This window comes from Amantichitinum ursilacus (assembly GCF_001294205.1).
Taxonomy (GTDB): domain Bacteria; phylum Pseudomonadota; class Gammaproteobacteria; order Burkholderiales; family Chitinibacteraceae; genus Amantichitinum; species Amantichitinum ursilacus.
This window is the reverse complement of record NZ_LAQT01000010.1, coordinates 192,836-208,571: the sequence shown is the minus strand read 5'-3', so window position 1 is coordinate 208,571 and position 15,736 is coordinate 192,836. Positions and strand designations below refer to the sequence as shown.

The window sequence follows — 15,736 nt, the reverse complement described above, 5'->3', positions numbered from 1 at the left end:
CAGGGGATAGCTGGCGTAAACCGCGCGGTGCGGACTGCTGTGGCGGCGTTCTTACGTGTGCTTAGCGCTGATACAACTCCAGCGGCAGGCCGTCCGGATCACTGAAAAAGGTAAAGCGCTTGCCGGTCAGCTCATCGGTGCGCACGGGCTCGGTTTGCACGCCGTGCGCATGCAGATCGGCAATCGCGGCATCGATGTTATCCACAGCAAACGCCAGATGGCGCAAGCCTTGGGCTTCCGGGTAAGACGGCCGCGCCGGCGCACCGGGAAACGAAAACAACTCAATCTGCGCATCGCCTATGGCCAGGTCGAGCTTCCACGAATCACGTGCCTCGCGGTAGGTTTCGGCGATCACCGGCAAGCCCAACACCTGGGTGTAGAAATGTTTGGCGCGCGGGTAGTCGGAACAGATGACGGCAACGTGGTGGATGTGCTGCATGGGCATGGGTGGGCTCCGTGCGGGCGGATGCGAAAGAAGGCAGAGGGATCGCCGATTGAGAAGCGGCGATGGGCAAAACAGCGCTGGACGCGGTCTACAACCGCATCCAGCCTCTGGCGGGCGCTTAAACGTTGAACAGGAAGTTCAGCACATCCCCATCCTTAACCACATATTCCTTACCTTCAGCGCGCATCTTGCCGGCTTCTTTGGCGCCTTGTTCACCCTTGTAGGTGATGTAATCGTCAAAGCCGATGGTTTGCGCGCGGATAAAGCCGCGTTCGAAGTCGGTGTGGATTACGCCGGCGGCTTGCGGGGCGGTGTCGCCTTTGTGGATAGTCCAGGCGCGCACTTCTTTTACGCCAGCGGTGAAGTAGGTTTGCAGGCCCAGCAGATCAAAGCCAGCGCGAATCAGGCGGTTCAGGCCCGGTTCTTCCAGGCCCAGTTCGTTCAGGAACTCGGCTTTGTCTTCATCCGGCAGCTCAGCGATTTCGGATTCGATGGCGGCACACACGGCCACCACCGGGGCGCCTTCCAGCTTGGCGTATTCGCTAACCTTGTCCAGCAGCGGGTTGTTCTGGAAACCGTCTTCCGCCACGTTGGCCACATACATGGCGGGCTTGGCAGTCAGCAGGCACAGCGGCTTGATGATGGCTTTTTCTTCGTCAGTCAGCTTTACCGAACGGGCCGGGCGGCCTTCGTTGAGCACCGGCAGGATTTTTTCCAGCACGGCCACCAGCTTTTGCGCTTCCTTGTCACCGCTCTTGGCTTTCTTGCCGTCGCGCTGGATCGATTTCTCGACCGTGGCCATATCAGCCAGTGCCAGTTCGGTGCCGATCACGGCGATATCGTCGATCGGGTCGACGCGGCCGGCCACGTGCACGATATTGTCGTTTTCAAAGCAACGCACTACGTTGACGATGGCGTCGGTCTCGCGGATGTTGGCCAGGAACTGGTTGCCCAGGCCTTCGCCCTTGCTGGCGCCCGCGACCAGGCCGGCGATATCCACAAACTCGACGATGGCCGGCACGATTTTTTGCGGCTTGATGATTTCGGCCAGCTGGCCCAGACGCGCGTCCGGCACTTCAACGATGCCGACGTTGGGTTCAATGGTGCAGAACGGATAGTTGGCTGCTTCGATGCCGGCTTTGGTCAGGGCATTGAACAGCGTGGATTTGCCAACGTTGGGCAAACCCACGATGCCGCATTTGAGACTCATGAGGTGCGTCCTTCAGGTTGCTGGGCGGCGCTGACCACAATCAGCGCGCCTGTAAAGGGTGACGCGCCACATCGGGTTATCCACACTGTGTTGCTTGTGGATAAAACCGAGGCGGCGCAATTGGGCGTGATTGTAACACGCGCCATGTGCTTATTTTTTGGCGGGTTTTTCCGGGCGCTGCCAGCCGGGGACGGTCACCTGGCGCGCGCGCGCGATAGTCAGTTCACCGGCTGGCGCGTTTTTGCTGATCACCGAGCCCGCACCGGTGGTGGCGCGATCGCCGATGGTCACCGGCGCTACCAAGCTGGCGTTGGAGCCGATGCGCACTTCATTGCCGATGATGGTTTTGTGCTTGTTCACACCGTCGTAATTACACGTGATGGTGCCCGCGCCAATATTGGTTTGCGTGCCGATTTCCGCATCACCGATATACGACAGATGATTAACTTTGCTGCCCACGCCGATCTGCGCGTTTTTAACTTCAACAAAGTTGCCGATATGCACATCAGACGCCAGTTGCGCGCCGGGGCGCAGGCGCGCGTACGGGCCAATCTGCGCGTTGGTGCCCACTTCGGCGTCTTGCAAATGGCTGTAGGGCTGGATGGTGACGCCCGCAGCGATCTTCACGTTGCGCAGAAAGCAGTGCGCGCCAATGGTGACGTTGTCGCCCAGGCTGACGTCGCCTTCAAAAATACAGTTGATATCCACGCTCACGTCTTTGCCATGCTGCAGCGTGCCGCGAATATCGATGCGCGCCGGGTCTGCCAGCGTCACGCCAGCCACCAGCAGATCGTGCGCCTGATTCAGTTGGTGGATGCGTTCCAGCTGCGCCAGTTGCACCTTGTTATTGATGCCTTCGGCTTCCCACGCGTACGCCGGTTGAGTGGTGACGACGGGCACGCTGTCACGCACGGCCAAGGCGATCAGGTCGGTGGCGTAGTACTCGCCCTGGGCGTTGTCGTTTTTAAGTTCGGATAGCCATTTGGCCAGGCGCGCGGTGGGCAGCGCCAGGATGCCGGTGTTGATTTCCTGAATGGCGGCCTGGGCGGGTGTGGCGTCTTTTTGCTCGACGATGCTTTGCACCTGGTTTTCGGCGTTGCGCACGATGCGGCCATAGCCGGTGGGGTTGGCCAGCGTAACCGTCAGGATGCCCAGCTTGCCGCCGTCGGCTGCGGACAGTAGTTGTTTCAAGGTATCGATACGCGTCAGCGGCACGTCGCCGTACAACATCAGCGTGATGTCGCCTTGCAGTTGCGGCAGCGCCTGCGCTAGCGCATGGCCAGTGCCCAGCTGTTGCGCCTGATGCGCCCAGCCCAGATCGGCGTGGCCGGCCAACGCGCTCTGCACCTGCTCGCCGCCATGGCCGTATACGACGATGGTGCGTTCCGGTTGCAGCGCGCGCGAGGTATCCAGCACGTGTTGCAGCAACGGTTTGCCCGCCAGCGGATGCAAGACCTTGGGCAGGCTGGAATACATACGTTTGCCTTGCCCGGCGGCAAGGATGACGACATCGAGACGAGACATGGGCGATCCGGTTAACTGAGCGTAGCCGGGCATTTTACCCGTGTGGCGCTATGGCGGCGACGGGCAATAAAAAAGGCAGCGTTTGCACGCTGCCTTTTGGGGTCTCCGATTGCGCAGGCTTAGTGGCCGCGCTTTCTGAGTTTTTCGATTACTGCGAGCTTGGCCACCGCTTCGACCAGTTCGGCTTGCGCCATGGCGTAATCCATCTGGGTCTTGCGGTTCTTCAAGGCTTCTTCTGCCTTGGCTTTGGCTTCGCGGGCCTTGGCTTCGTCGATGTCCGCACCACGAATGGCCGTGTCAGCCAGAACGGTAATCCCGTCCGGTTGTACTTCAAGCAGGCCGCCCGACACGTACAGGATGACATCCGGTTCGTTCGAGTTGGCCAGCTTGATGCGCACGGCGCCAGGGCGGATGCGGGTCAGCAACGGCGCGTGACGCGGATAAATACCGACTTCGCCACCTTCTGCCGGTGCCGTAAAGAATTCGGCGTTACCGGAGAAGATCAGCGCTTCAGCGCTTACCACGTCGACATGCATAGTCATCGCCATTGCCTCAGCTCCTTATTGCAGGGTCTTGGCTTTTTCGAGCGCTTCCTCGATGCCGCCAACCATGTAGAAGGCTTGCTCGGGGAGGTGGTCGTAATCACCGTTCAGAATGCCCTTGAAGCCCTTGAGGGTTTCCTTCAGCGGCACATACTTGCCCGGCGAGCCGGTAAACACTTCTGCAACGTGGAACGGCTGCGACAAGAAGCGCTGGATCTTCCGTGCACGCGACACGGCCAGTTTGTCTTCCGGCGACAGTTCGTCCATACCCAGAATTGCGATGATGTCTTGCAGTTCTTTGTATTTTTGCAGGGTTTGCTGCACGCCACGAGCAACCGTGTAGTGCTCATCGCCCACCACTTGCGGGTCGAGCTGACGGCTGGTGGAGCCCAGCGGATCAACTGCCGGATAGATACCCAGCGAAGCGATGTCACGGCTCAGAACGACGGTAGCGTCCAAGTGGGCAAACGTGGTTGCCGGCGACGGATCGGTCAAGTCATCCGCAGGCACGTAAACGGCCTGGATCGACGTGATCGAACCGGTCTTGGTCGAGGTAATCCGTTCTTGCAGAACACCCATTTCTTCAGCCAGCGTCGGCTGATAGCCCACGGCCGAAGGCATACGACCCAGCAGCGCCGAAACTTCGGTACCGGCCAGGGTGTAGCGGTAGATGTTATCCACAAAGAACAGGATGTCACGGCCTTCGTCACGGAACGCTTCCGCAATGGTCAGGCCGGTCAGTGCCACGCGCAGACGGTTACCCGGCGGCTCGTTCATCTGACCGTACACCATCGCCACTTTATCCAGGACGTTGGAGTCCTTCATTTCGTGGTAGAAGTCGTTGCCTTCACGGGTACGCTCACCAACACCAGCAAACACGGACAAGCCCGAGTGTGCCTTGGCGATGTTGTTGATCAGTTCCATCATGTTTACGGTCTTGCCCACACCGGCACCACCGAACAGACCTACTTTGCCGCCCTTGGCAAACGGGCAAATCAAGTCAATAACCTTGATACCGGTTTCCAGCAGATCGATAGACTGATTCAGTTCGTCGAACTTGGGGGCGGTCTGGTGAATGGCGCGACGGTCTTCGGTGTTAACCGGACCGGCTTCGTCAATCGGATTGCCCAGCACGTCCATGATACGGCCCAGCGTGGCAGCGCCCACCGGGACCGAAATCGGCTTGTGGGTGTTGTTCACGGACAGACCGCGCTTCAGACCATCGGTCGTACCCATGGCGATTGCACGAACAACGCCGTCGCCCAGCTGCTGCTGGACTTCCAGCGTCAGTTCCTGGTCGGCCAGCTTGAGCGCGTCATACACCTTGGGCAGGTTGTCACGCGGAAATTCCACGTCCACAACCGGACCAATGATTTGCACAATTTTGCCTTGGCTCATCGTAGGTTCCTAATCTTCTCTATACAGTTGGGCCGCCTGCTTAAACTGCTGCCGCGCCGGATACGATTTCCGAAAGTTCTTTCGTAATCGCAGCTTGACGGGTTTTGTTGTACAGCAGTTGCAGGTTGCCGATCACCTTGTCGGCGTTGTCGGTTGCAGCCTTCATGGCCACCATGCGTGCAGCCTGTTCGGATGCCATGTTTTCCGCCACGGCCTGGTAAATCAGCGCTTCAATGTAGCGGCTCATCAGGTCGTCAATGACGGTCTTGGCATCCGGCTCGAACAGGTATTCCCAGTTGTAGTCGTGGTCCGGACCTTTAAAGTCTTCACCGGACAACGGCAGCAACTGCTCTACCGTGGGCTCTTGCTTCATGGTGTTTATGAACTTCGTATAGACCAGCTGGACTTCATCCACTTCGCCGGCGATGTACGCGTCCACCATCACTTTGATCGGACCGACCAAAGCTTCAAGGTGGGGCGTATCACCCAGACCGACTGCAGACGAAATCACCTGGGCGCCATTGCGGCCCATGAAGCTGAAACCCTTGTTACCAATGGTGGTAACCGCGATTTCAGCGCCATTCTGGCTATATTCCTTCATCTTGTTGACGGCAAGGCGCAGTGCGTTGGTGTTAAGACCCCCGCACAGACCCTTGTCCGACGTAACCACGATCAGGCCAACCCGTTTAACGCTATCGCGCTTCTGGAGGTACGGATGCGGATAGTCCACGAATGCTTGCGAAAGGTGGCTGGCAACAGCACGGATCTTTTCGCCATAAGGACGGGCAGCGCGCATGCGCTCCTGAGCCTTACGCATCTTGGACGTCGCAACCATTTCCATGGCGCGGGTGATCTTCTGCGTGTTTTTTACGCTTTTGATCTTGGTACGGATCTCTTTACCGCCTGCCATGATTCAGTTCCTTATCCAGTGACCGAATCAATAAGCGCCGGAGGCTTTGAACGAAGCAACAGCCTTCAGCAGCGTGGCTTCATCATCGCCAGACAGCTCGCCCTTGGCATCGATACGACCGAGTACGTCGGCGTGGTTAGCCTTGACGTAAGCACGGAAGCCGTTTTCGAACGACAGAGCGCGTTCTACCGCGACATCATCGAACGAACCCTTGGCGATCAGCAGCAGCGTGATACCCAGTTCACCTACCGACAGCGGGCTGTATTGAGCCTGCTTCATCAGTTCGGTAACCATCTTGCCGCGCTCGAGCTGTTTGCGAGTGGCTTCGTCCAGATCGGAAGCAAACTGCGCGAACGCAGCCAGTTCACGATACTGAGCCAGCGCCAGACGCACACCGCCGCCGAGCTTCTTCACGACCTTGGTCTGCGCAGCACCACCAACGCGCGATACCGAAATACCAGCGTTCATGGCGGGGCGGATACCGGCGTTGAACAAGTCGGTTTCCAGGAAGATCTGGCCGTCGGTGATCGAGATCACGTTGGTCGGAACGAAGGCGGAAACGTCGCCTGCTTGCGTTTCGATGATCGGCAGGGCGGTCAGCGAACCGGTCTTGCCTTTCACTTCGCCGTTGGTGAGTTTTTCAACTTCTTCGGCGTTGATACGCGCAGCACGCTCAAGCAGACGCGAGTGCAGATAGAACACGTCACCCGGGTAAGCTTCACGGCCCGGCGGACGACGCAGCAGCAGCGAGATCTGGCGATAAGCCACAGCTTGCTTGGACAGATCGTCATAAACGATCAGTGCGTCTTCACCGCGGTCGCGGAAGTATTCGCCCATGGCGCAACCGGCGTACGCAGCAATGTATTGCAGCGCGGCCGATTCAGAAGCAGCGGCAGCAACCACAATGGTGTGGCCCATTGCGCCGTGTTCTTCGAGCTTGCGCACCACGTTGGCAATCGACGAGGCTTTCTGGCCGATAGCAACATAGATACACGTAACGCCCGTGCCTTTCTGGTTGATGATGGCGTCCAGGGCAACGGCAGTCTTGCCGGTCTGGCGGTCACCAATGATCAGCTCGCGCTGACCACGGCCGATCGGCACCATGGTGTCGATGGCTTTCAGGCCGGTTTGCAACGGCTGGTCAACCGACTTACGCGCAATCACGCCCGGCGCGATCTTTTCGATCGGGCTGGACAGCTTGGCGTTGATCGGGCCCTTGCCGTCAATCGGTTGGCCCAGCGAGTTGACCACGCGGCCAACCAGTTCCGGACCGACCGGTACTTCAAGAATACGACCGGTACATTTGACTTCGTCGCCTTCGGCGATGTGGGTGTATTCACCCATCACCACGGCACCGACGGAGTCACGCTCCAGATTCAGTGCCAGGCCAAACGTGTTACCCGGGAATTCCAGCATTTCGCCCTGCATTACTTCGGACAAGCCGTGAATGCGGACGATACCGTCGGTGACCGACACAACCGTGCCGACGTTGGCGCTTTGGGCGCCCGCGGACAGGTTCTGGATCCGGGCCTTGATCAGTTCACTGATTTCAGACGGATTGAGTTGCATTAAAAAATCTCCTAACTCTTCAGGCTCGTCGCCAGTTCAGAGAGCTTGCCGGCAATGGATGCGTCGATCACGAGATCTCCTACCGTCACCTTCACGCCGCCGATCAGATCGGGGTTAACCACCACTTTGGCGGTCACGTTCTGGTGAAAGTGCCGTGCCACAGCCTGCAGCAGCTCATTGGCTTGCGGATCGGTCAGTGCAAACGCGGATTCCAGCGTTACACCCACACGACCTTCTTCAGCAGCCTTCAGCGATTCAAACTGCTCGCGGATGGCGGGCACTACGGCAAAGCGGCGGTTTTCCAGCACCAGGGTGATGAAATTGGCCGTAGCCTCGTCGTTCGCGTCAACCAGTTGCAGCAGGATCTGCTTGACCTGAGCAGCGGATAGTTGGGGGTCAGCCACGATGTCCTGGACCTTCTGGTCCTGAGCCACCTGATCAAGTCGCGCCAGCGATTCAGACCACTGCGCCAGCGAGCCTTGTTCTTTGGCAAGACGGAAAATGGCCTCGGCGTACGGCCTTGCGACGGTATTGAGTTCTGCCATGACTGTCTTACAGTTCCGCTTTGATCGATTCCAGCAGCTCGGCGTGCTTGCCTGCATCGATTTCGCGCTGCAGGATTTTGGTCGCACCAGCAAGCGCCAGACTGGCAACCTGTTGACGCAACACGCCACGGGCTTGCTCGAGTTGCTGCGTGATTTCGGCCTGAGCGCCCGCAGTGATGCGTTCGCCTTCGACCTTGGCCTTTTCTTTCGCCTCGTCGATGATCTGGTTAGCGCGTTTTTCTGCCTGAGCAACCAGCTCGGCAGCGCTAGCCTTGGCTTCGCGCAGCTTATCGGCAGAGGCTTTCTCGGCGTTGGCCAGATCTTGTCTGGCACGGTCCGCCGCTGAAAGACCTTCAGCGATGCGCTGTGCGCGCTTTTCCATCATCCCGGTCAGCGGAGGCCACACGACTTTCATCGTGAACCACACCAGCAAGGCAAAAGTAATTACCTGGCCGATGAGGGAAGTATTGAATTCCACGTTGTAGCCCTCCAGTTGTTCGCGGTGACTTGACTCTGATTAGCCTGCGAGCGCGGAGAGGAACGGGTTCGAGAAGGTGTACAGCAGAGCAACACCAACGCCGATCATGGAGATGGCATCCAGCAGACCGGCAATAATGAACAGCTTGGTTTGCAGAACCGGGATCATTTCCGGTTGGCGAGCGGAAGACTCGAGGAACTTGCCGCCGAGAATCGCAAAGCCGATAGCGGTACCGAGTGCAGCCAGACCGATCATCAGAGCGGCGGCGATTGCAGTTGCGCTTTGTACGCTAGCAATAACTTCGGGTGCAGCCATTTTGTAATATCTCCAAAAAGGATAGTTGACAGAAAAAAGGGGTAAACACCGGCAGGACGGCTTGCGCCCTCCTGCGCGATTCTTTGACAAGCCCGAGTGTGGGCTTAGTGGTCTTCCACCGCCATCGACAGATACACGATGGTCAGTACCATGAATACATAGGCCTGCAGCGTAACAACCAGCACGTGGAAGATGGCCCACGGCGTGCCCAGCACCCAGTTGATCCACCACGGCAGCAGTGCGATCAGGATAAACAGCAGCTCGCCCGCATACATGTTGCCGAACAACCGCAGCGCCAGCGAAATCGGCTTGGCGATCAATTCAATCAGCTGGAACAAGAAGTTAGGGATCAGCAGCGCAACCTTGCCCACGGTGCCTTCGGCATGGAACGGCGCGGTAAACAGCTCTTTGATCCAGCCGCCCAGGCCCTTGGCCTTGATCGAGAAGCCGATGATATACACCAACACCGACAGCGACATGGCAAACGTCTGGTTCACGTCGGCGGTCGGCACTACACGCAGATAAACGTGATGCGGATCAGCGCCGAAGAAGGTGACACCCACCCACTGCGCAATCATCGGGAAAAGGTCAACCGGGAAGAAGTCCATGGCGTTCATCAGGAACACCCAGCAGAAAATGGTCAGCGCCAGCGGGCCGATCACTTTGCTCTTGCCGTGGAAAGTATCTTTGATGTGCGTATCGACCATCTCGACGATCAGCTCGACAAAGTTCTGCAACTTGCCGGGCACGCCATCGGTGGCTTTGCGCGCCACCAGACCGAAGATGCCGACGAAGATGAAACCAAGGATCAAGCCCACCCAGAAGGTATCCAGGTGGAAGTTGGCCATGGCGCCTTCGCTGTGCAAGCGGTTGTGCGTCAGGTGGTGGAGGATATATTCGGTTGAGGTCTGTTGTTCAGCCATGGTTATTTCTTGTCTTTAAATTTGATCAGAAGCCCGAACCAGAAGGCCGAGGCCGCCGCGAGATATCCTGCAAAAACCGCGGGCCAGACAACCTGCCGGTAAAATCTGAATACAACGCCAAAACACACCAGCGTAAACACCAGCTTGAGCGCCTCGCCCATGTAATGCAGCTTCATCAGCAATGCAGGGGGGCCGTAAGGCAGCTGGTAAGCAGCTTTGGTGTATATGAGAGAGCCGGCTAACGAAATCGCAGCGCCTATGACACTTGCAATTGCAGCCCATTGGCCCCATAACAAAAAAATCAGCACCGAAGCAACGAGGCCCAGTGCGGCTTGCAGCCGGACGATGCCCCGGATCTGTGCTTTACTCACCATTTTGCTACGCCAGGCAAATATCCGGAGATTATACGGATTGACGCTGCTGCGCGTCAATTTTACGCATTGAAGTTACAGGGTTTTCTGCGCGATCTGTGGTGGATCTGTAACTGACGGCGTCCTGGCTACAAATCCCGCCTGACAATGCACCGATGCGGTGCAATCTTTAGCGTAACGCGGCGACAGTTTGCCGCAATCAACGAAGCAGCGCTAGTAATCGATCAAGATCTTCCAGACTCGCGTAATCAATGGTCACTTTGCCATTGCCTCGCTTACCGTGACGGATGGCCACCGGCGCGCCGATACGGCTGGATACTTCTTCTTGCAGACGCGAAATATCCGCATCCATTTTCTTTTCGGTTTTTTCGGGAGCGTCTTGCAGCAGACGATTGACTAGCGCTTCGGTTTCGCGCACGGACAGTCCCTTGATCACGACGATGCGAGCGGCATCCAGTTGCTTGAGCGTGGGCAAACCCAACAATGCGCGCGCATGGCCCATATCGATCTGGCCTGTGGATAACAGATCTCGCACCGGCTCGGCCAGGTTGAGCAAGCGCAGCAGATTGCTGACGCTGGCGCGCGATTTACCCACCGCAGCCGCAACTGCTTCGTGCGTCATGCCAAATTCTTCGATCAGCCGGCTCATGCCCACGGCTTCTTCCAGCGCGTTCAGGTCTTCGCGCTGGATGTTTTCGATCAGCGCCATGGCGGCGACGGCTTCGTCTTCCACTTCGCGCACCAGCGCCGGAATCTCGGTCAGCCCGGCCAGTTGGCTGGCGCGCCAGCGCCGTTCACCCGCGATGATCTCGTAACGGTCTTCCAGCGACCCCGGCAGCAGACGCACCAGCACCGGCTGCATCAAACCCTGCGCGCGGATCGACTCGGCCAGTTCTTGTAATGCGGCTTCATCGATATGACTACGCGGCTGATACTTGCCGGGTTGTAATGCCGTAACCGGCAATTGCTGCAGCGATTCGGTGGTGGACGCATCGCCCATCAGCGCATCCAGACCACGGCCGAGGCCTTTGAATTTCTTGTTCATTCCGGGTTCCGTTTACGTCGCGACGCTTAGACCGTATGCGCCACTTCGTGCGTGTTGTGCCGTGCCAGCAGTTCTTCGGCCAGTTGCAGATAGGCCTGTGCGCCTTTCGAGGTTTTGTCGTACGCCAGAATCGGCCGCCCATAGCTGGGCGCTTCGGCCAGACGCACATTACGCGGGATGACGGTGTGGTACAGCTTGGAGGTGAAATGCTTCACCAGCTGATCCGACACTTGCTGCGCCAGCGTCGAACGCGGATCAAACATCGTGCGCAACAAGCCTTCAATCTCGATGCGGCGGTTCAGGCTCTGGCGGATGCGCCGCAGCGTGCTGACCAGGTCGGACAAACCTTCCAGCGCATAGTATTCGCACTGCATCGGGATCAGCACCGCGTCGGCGGCAACGAGGCCATTCAGCGTCAGCAGGTTCAGCGCGGGCGGGCAATCGATGATGACAAAATCATAGTTGCTCACCACGGGCGCCAACGCTTGCTTCAGCCGCGATTCGCGCGCTTGGGCTTCCACCAGCTCCACTTCGGCGCCCGCCAGATCGCGCGTGGCCGGCAGCAGATCAAAGCCGCCGGTTTCGGAGGCCACCATCACTTCGTGTACCGAAGATTCGCCGATCAGCAAGCTGTAAACCGTGGCCTTGACCTTGCTTTTGTCGATGCCTGCACCCATGGTGGCGTTGGCCTGCGGGTCCAGATCAATCAGCATGACGCGCTTGCCCAGATGCACCAGGCTGGCGGCCAGGTTGACCGCCGTCGTGGTTTTGCCCACACCGCCTTTCTGATTGGCAATCGCGAGTACTCGCGTCATAGCGAACCTTGTTCCTTGATCATGACCAGACAGCGCTCGGCATCAACGCCGGGCACCTTGAGCGTAATTACGTCGGTGGCCGCCACGTCTTTGGGCAGCTGCGCAATTTCTTCATAAGGATACACGCCTTTGAGCGCGGCCCAGTAGCCGCCATCGGCCAGCAAATGGCGCGTCAGCTTGATAAATTCGCCCAGCTCGGCAAATGCGCGCGACGTAATCACATTAAACGGCGCTTCGGGACGATAGCTTTCCACCCGTTCGCTGACCACAGTCACATTGGGCAATTGCAGTTCCAGAATGGCCTGGCGCAGAAACGTGGTTTTCTTGTGATTGGAATCCAGCAATACCCATTGCCAATCCGGACGTGCAATCGCCATCGGAATCCCGGGCGTGCCAAAGCCGGAGCCCACATCCAGCAAGCGCGTGCCAGCCGGGGCATCCAGGTGCGCCAGCGGGGCCAGCGAATCCAGCAAGTGATGCGGCACCATGCGCGCCGGTTCGCGGATCGCCGTCAGGCTGTAGGTTTTGTTCCATTTTTCCAGCAAGCCCACATAGGCCAGCAAGCGCTGTTGTTGCTGCTCGTCCAGGCTTAAGCCCAGCGTGGCCAGGCCGTCATTCAGTACTTGGTTCATGGTCGGATTCTTTTATATTTTCGGGTAGTTCAGCAGGCGCGCGGCAATTGCTCCACAACTTGTCCACAGCGTATCAACAGTGTGGGATCAGGCCGCCTTGCCTGCCGTTTCCAGTAATTGGCGTTTCTTTAAATGCACCAGCAACAAGGCAATCGCGGCGGGGGTAATGCCGGAAATGCGACTCGCCTGGCCGACCGTTTCGGGGCGATGCGTGTTGAGTTTCTGTTGCACTTCTTTCGATAGCCCCACCACGCTGGCGTAATCAAACGCCGCGGGCAGACGCAGATTGTCCAGATTATCGCGGCGCGATACTTCGTTTTGCTGACGGTCGATATAGCCCTGGTATTTGGTCTGGATTTCGACTTGCTCCGCCACCAGCGGATCATCGACCGACGCTTCGCCTTCCTTGGGTTGCGCGGCGGTCATCGTCAATAAACTGGCGTAGGTGACTTCGGGGCGACGCAGCAAATCGGCCAGCGTGTATTCGCGCTCGATGGCTTTGCCCAGCACACGTTCGGCATCGGCGGCATCCACTACACGCGGATTCACCCACGTAGATTGCAGGCGCTGCATTTCGGCGGCCACGGCGTCGCGTTTACGGCAGAACATCTCCCACTGCGCATCCCCCACCAGACCCAGCTTGCGGCCGGTTTCGGTCAGACGCAGATCGGCGTTGTCTTCGCGCAATTGCAGGCGGAATTCGGCGCGGCTGGTAAACATGCGGTACGGCTCGGTCACGCCGCTGGTGGTCAGATCGTCGACCAGCACGCCCAGATAAGCCTGGTCCCGCGCGGGCGTCCACGCGTCTTGTTCGCGCGCAAACAACGCCGCGTTCAGCCCGGCAAACAGGCCTTGCGCGGCAGCTTCTTCGTAACCGGTGGTGCCATTGATCTGGCCCGCAAAAAACAGGCCGGCAATGGCTTTCGATTCAAAGCTGGCCTTTAGCGCGCGCGGATCAAAATAGTCATATTCGATGGCATAGCCGGGGCGCAGAATGCGCGCGTTTTCCAGGCCCTTCATCGATTGCACCGCGGCAATCTGGATATCGAAAGGCAGGCTGGTCGAAATGCCGTTGGGGTAAATCTCGTGCGTATCCAGACCTTCCGGCTCCAGAAAAATCTGGTGGCTGTCTTTGTCGGCAAAGCGATTGATCTTGTCTTCAATCGACGGGCAATAACGCGGGCCCACGCCTTCAATCTTGCCGGTAAACATCGGGCTGCGATCAAAGCCGCTGCGGATGATGTCGTGCGTTTGCTGATTGGTGTGTGCAATCCAGCACGGCAGTTGGCGCGGATGCATGGCGCGGTTGCCACGCACCGAGAACACCGGCTCGGGCGTATCGCCCGGCTGCTCTTCCAGCACCGAGAAATCAATGGTGCGGCCATCAATGCGCGGCGGCGTGCCGGTTTTAAGGCGGCCCACCGGCAGATTCAGTTCGCGCAAGCGTTGCGACAGCGTGACGGACGCCGGATCACCCGCGCGGCCGCCGGTATGGTTTTCCAGGCCGACGTGGATTTTGCCGCCCAGAAACGTACCCGCCGTCAGCACCACCGCCGCGCCTTCAAAGCGGATGCCGATTTGCGTGACCACGCCGGTCACCTTGTCACCGTCGAGCGTCAAATCATCCACAGCCTGCTGGAACAAATCCAGGTTGGGCTGGTTTTCCAACATGTCGCGGATGGCGGCTTTGTAGCGGATACGGTCCGCCTGGGCGCGAGTGGCGCGCACGGCCGGGCCTTTGGACGAATTGAGCGTACGAAACTGAATGCCGCCCAGATCGGTGGCCAGCGCCATCGCGCCACCCAGCGCATCCACCTCGCGCACCAGATGGCCTTTGCCGATGCCGCCGATCGAGGGGTTACAGCTCATCTGGCCCAGCGTTTCGATATTGTGAGTGAGCAGCAGGGTGCGCTGGCCCATGCGCGCAGCGGCGAGCGCGGCCTCGGTGCCGGCGTGACCGCCGCCAACCACGATAACGTCATAACGAATGGGATAAAGCATGAGCGTGATTCCTGCTGCCATGAATCTGGACAAGGGGCAAGATTCTACGGCAAAACAGGGACTTGCGCTACGTAACGGCGCTGACGCCTGGGCCGGACGATCAGACCGTCGGGCAATAAAAAAGGCGCACGCAGCGCCTTTTTTACGTGTTACATCAATCAGCTAGCCGGAGTCAGCACGCCGTAGGTGTAGGCAGCTTCCAGCGCGGCGCCCACAATGCCGGCGTCGTTTTGCAGCGTGGCGCCAGCCACTTCAAAGCGGATGCCTTTCATTTCGGGCACAAACTTCTCGGCTTTCTTGCTGATACCGCCACCGATAATCACAAAGTCGGGCGACAGCAGCAGATCCAGATGTTGCAGATAGCCGTTCAGGCGCGGGTTGAAGTCTTTCCACTTCAGATCAAGGTCATCTTTGACCTTGCCCGAACAGTAATGCTCGGCAATGCCGTCTTTCGGGAAAATCAGGTGACCGAATTCGGTGTTGGTAATCAGCTTGCCGTCGACGATCAGCGCGCTGCCGATGCCGGTGCCCAGCGTAATCACCAGCACTTTGCCCATACGGCCTTTGGCTGCGCCAAACACTTGCTCGGCCAGACCGGCCGCATCCGCGTCGTTAAGCAGCTTGATCGGCTGGCCCACCACGTCGGCGATGATCTGCTCGGCGGGGGCATTGATCCAGGATTTGTCGACGTTGGCCGCCGACAGCGTGACGCCATTGCGCACGATGGCCGGAAAGGTGACACCAATCGGGCCAGTCCACTTGAAATGCTCGACCAGTTGCTTGACAACCTTGGCCACCGCTTCAGGCGTGGCCGGCTTCGGCGTGTCGATGCGCTCGCGCTCCGCCAGCAGTTCCCCGGTTTCCACATTGACCGGAGCACCTTTAATGCCCGTGCCGCCGATATCGATACCCAACACTACTTTGGGCTGCCCTGCCACATTCGCCATGATTACTCCGTTGTACTGATCAGGAAACGCCGCTGGCATAAACCGCGCCATGCTGCGCAAAAAGCT

17 protein-coding genes are annotated in these 15,736 nt (G+C 58.6%); all 17 read right to left on the bottom strand.

Annotation, left to right across the window (positions count from 1 at the left end):
• Nucleotides 1–61: 61 nt before the first annotated feature.
• Entirely contained in the window at nucleotides 62–445 is a 384-nt protein-coding gene (gene gloA2 / locus WG78_RS14010) for an SMU1112c/YaeR family gloxylase I-like metalloprotein (protein ID WP_152969206.1), read from the bottom strand.
• 118 nt (nucleotides 446–563) lie between these two features.
• Nucleotides 564–1,655 (bottom strand): redox-regulated ATPase YchF, encoded by a 1,092-nt coding sequence (gene ychF, locus WG78_RS14005; RefSeq protein WP_053938451.1) that lies wholly within the window; start codon nucleotides 1,653–1,655, stop codon nucleotides 564–566.
• Nucleotides 1,656–1,805: 150 nt separating this feature from the next.
• Nucleotides 1,806–3,179, bottom strand: coding sequence for a bifunctional UDP-N-acetylglucosamine diphosphorylase/glucosamine-1-phosphate N-acetyltransferase GlmU (glmU, locus tag WG78_RS14000; protein WP_053938450.1), 1,374 nt, complete (start codon nucleotides 3,177–3,179; stop codon nucleotides 1,806–1,808).
• Between the two features lie 119 nt (nucleotides 3,180–3,298).
• Complete coding sequence (locus tag WG78_RS13995) at nucleotides 3,299–3,727, bottom strand: F0F1 ATP synthase subunit epsilon (protein WP_053938449.1); 429 nt, start codon at nucleotides 3,725–3,727, stop codon at nucleotides 3,299–3,301.
• Nucleotides 3,728–3,739: 12 nt separating this feature from the next.
• Nucleotides 3,740–5,119 carry a F0F1 ATP synthase subunit beta gene (gene atpD, locus WG78_RS13990; protein ID WP_053938448.1) on the bottom strand — a complete coding sequence of 460 codons (1,380 nt, stop codon included), beginning with the start codon at nucleotides 5,117–5,119 and terminating at the stop codon, nucleotides 3,740–3,742.
• A 40-nt stretch (nucleotides 5,120–5,159) separates the two neighbouring features.
• Nucleotides 5,160–6,029, bottom strand: coding sequence for a F0F1 ATP synthase subunit gamma (gene atpG, locus WG78_RS13985; protein WP_053938447.1), 870 nt, complete (start codon nucleotides 6,027–6,029; stop codon nucleotides 5,160–5,162).
• A 27-nt stretch (nucleotides 6,030–6,056) separates the two neighbouring features.
• Complete coding sequence (gene atpA / locus WG78_RS13980) at nucleotides 6,057–7,598, bottom strand: F0F1 ATP synthase subunit alpha (RefSeq protein ID WP_053938446.1); 1,542 nt, start codon at nucleotides 7,596–7,598, stop codon at nucleotides 6,057–6,059.
• Nucleotides 7,599–7,609: 11 nt separating this feature from the next.
• Nucleotides 7,610–8,143, bottom strand: coding sequence for a F0F1 ATP synthase subunit delta (locus WG78_RS13975; RefSeq protein WP_053938445.1), 534 nt, complete (start codon nucleotides 8,141–8,143; stop codon nucleotides 7,610–7,612).
• A gap of 7 nt (nucleotides 8,144–8,150) precedes the next feature.
• A complete protein-coding gene (locus WG78_RS13970) occupies nucleotides 8,151–8,621 on the bottom strand; it encodes a F0F1 ATP synthase subunit B (RefSeq protein ID WP_053938444.1) in 471 nt (156 codons plus the stop codon).
• A 39-nt stretch (nucleotides 8,622–8,660) separates the two neighbouring features.
• Nucleotides 8,661–8,936 (bottom strand): F0F1 ATP synthase subunit C, encoded by a 276-nt coding sequence (atpE, locus tag WG78_RS13965; protein WP_053938443.1) that lies wholly within the window; start codon nucleotides 8,934–8,936, stop codon nucleotides 8,661–8,663.
• Between the two features lie 104 nt (nucleotides 8,937–9,040).
• Complete coding sequence (gene atpB, locus WG78_RS13960) at nucleotides 9,041–9,859, bottom strand: F0F1 ATP synthase subunit A (RefSeq protein WP_053938442.1); 819 nt, start codon at nucleotides 9,857–9,859, stop codon at nucleotides 9,041–9,043.
• Nucleotides 9,860–9,861: 2 nt separating this feature from the next.
• Nucleotides 9,862–10,233 carry an ATP synthase subunit I gene (locus WG78_RS13955; RefSeq protein WP_053938441.1) on the bottom strand — a complete coding sequence of 124 codons (372 nt, stop codon included), beginning with the start codon at nucleotides 10,231–10,233 and terminating at the stop codon, nucleotides 9,862–9,864.
• Nucleotides 10,234–10,429: 196 nt separating this feature from the next.
• Nucleotides 10,430–11,275, bottom strand: coding sequence for a ParB/RepB/Spo0J family partition protein (locus WG78_RS13950; protein ID WP_053938440.1), 846 nt, complete (start codon nucleotides 11,273–11,275; stop codon nucleotides 10,430–10,432).
• A 26-nt stretch (nucleotides 11,276–11,301) separates the two neighbouring features.
• The gene (locus WG78_RS13945) at nucleotides 11,302–12,090 is read right to left on the bottom strand and encodes a ParA family protein (protein WP_053938439.1); all 789 of its coding nucleotides are present in this window, start codon (nucleotides 12,088–12,090) and stop codon (nucleotides 11,302–11,304) included.
• On the bottom strand, nucleotides 12,087–12,722 hold the full coding sequence (rsmG, locus tag WG78_RS13940) for a 16S rRNA (guanine(527)-N(7))-methyltransferase RsmG (protein ID WP_053938438.1): 636 nt from the start codon (nucleotides 12,720–12,722) through the stop codon (nucleotides 12,087–12,089). Before rsmG ends, WG78_RS13945 begins: the two co-directional genes overlap by 4 nt.
• Before the next feature lie 87 nt (nucleotides 12,723–12,809).
• Nucleotides 12,810–14,723, bottom strand: coding sequence for a tRNA uridine-5-carboxymethylaminomethyl(34) synthesis enzyme MnmG (mnmG, locus tag WG78_RS13935; RefSeq protein WP_053938437.1), 1,914 nt, complete (start codon nucleotides 14,721–14,723; stop codon nucleotides 12,810–12,812).
• Between the two features lie 158 nt (nucleotides 14,724–14,881).
• The gene (ppgK, locus tag WG78_RS13930; RefSeq protein ID WP_053938436.1) at nucleotides 14,882–15,670 is read right to left on the bottom strand and encodes a polyphosphate--glucose phosphotransferase; all 789 of its coding nucleotides are present in this window, start codon (nucleotides 15,668–15,670) and stop codon (nucleotides 14,882–14,884) included.
• Between the last annotated feature and the right edge of the window lie 66 nt (nucleotides 15,671–15,736).

Coding starts and splice junctions, on each gene's coding strand:
- atpG (WP_053938447.1), bottom strand. CDS start 6,029: ATGGCAGGCGGTAAAGAGATCCGTACCAAGATCAAAAGCGTAAAAAAC.
- rsmG (WP_053938438.1), bottom strand. CDS start 12,722: ATGAACCAAGTACTGAATGACGGCCTGGCCACGCTGGGCTTAAGCCTG.
- ppgK (WP_053938436.1), bottom strand. CDS start 15,670: ATGGCGAATGTGGCAGGGCAGCCCAAAGTAGTGTTGGGTATCGATATC.
- WG78_RS13975 (WP_053938445.1), bottom strand. CDS start 8,143: ATGGCAGAACTCAATACCGTCGCAAGGCCGTACGCCGAGGCCATTTTC.
- WG78_RS13955 (WP_053938441.1), bottom strand. CDS start 10,233: ATGGTGAGTAAAGCACAGATCCGGGGCATCGTCCGGCTGCAAGCCGCA.
- ychF (WP_053938451.1), bottom strand. CDS start 1,655: ATGAGTCTCAAATGCGGCATCGTGGGTTTGCCCAACGTTGGCAAATCC.
- atpD (WP_053938448.1), bottom strand. CDS start 5,119: ATGAGCCAAGGCAAAATTGTGCAAATCATTGGTCCGGTTGTGGACGTG.
- mnmG (WP_053938437.1), bottom strand. CDS start 14,723: ATGCTTTATCCCATTCGTTATGACGTTATCGTGGTTGGCGGCGGTCAC.
- WG78_RS13945 (WP_053938439.1), bottom strand. CDS start 12,090: ATGACGCGAGTACTCGCGATTGCCAATCAGAAAGGCGGTGTGGGCAAA.
- glmU (WP_053938450.1), bottom strand. CDS start 3,179: ATGTCTCGTCTCGATGTCGTCATCCTTGCCGCCGGGCAAGGCAAACGT.
- atpB (WP_053938442.1), bottom strand. CDS start 9,859: ATGGCTGAACAACAGACCTCAACCGAATATATCCTCCACCACCTGACG.
- atpE (WP_053938443.1), bottom strand. CDS start 8,936: ATGGCTGCACCCGAAGTTATTGCTAGCGTACAAAGCGCAACTGCAATC.
- gloA2 (WP_152969206.1), bottom strand. CDS start 445: ATGCCCATGCAGCACATCCACCACGTTGCCGTCATCTGTTCCGACTAC.
- WG78_RS13950 (WP_053938440.1), bottom strand. CDS start 11,275: ATGAACAAGAAATTCAAAGGCCTCGGCCGTGGTCTGGATGCGCTGATG.
- atpA (WP_053938446.1), bottom strand. CDS start 7,598: ATGCAACTCAATCCGTCTGAAATCAGTGAACTGATCAAGGCCCGGATC.
- WG78_RS13995 (WP_053938449.1), bottom strand. CDS start 3,727: ATGGCGATGACTATGCATGTCGACGTGGTAAGCGCTGAAGCGCTGATC.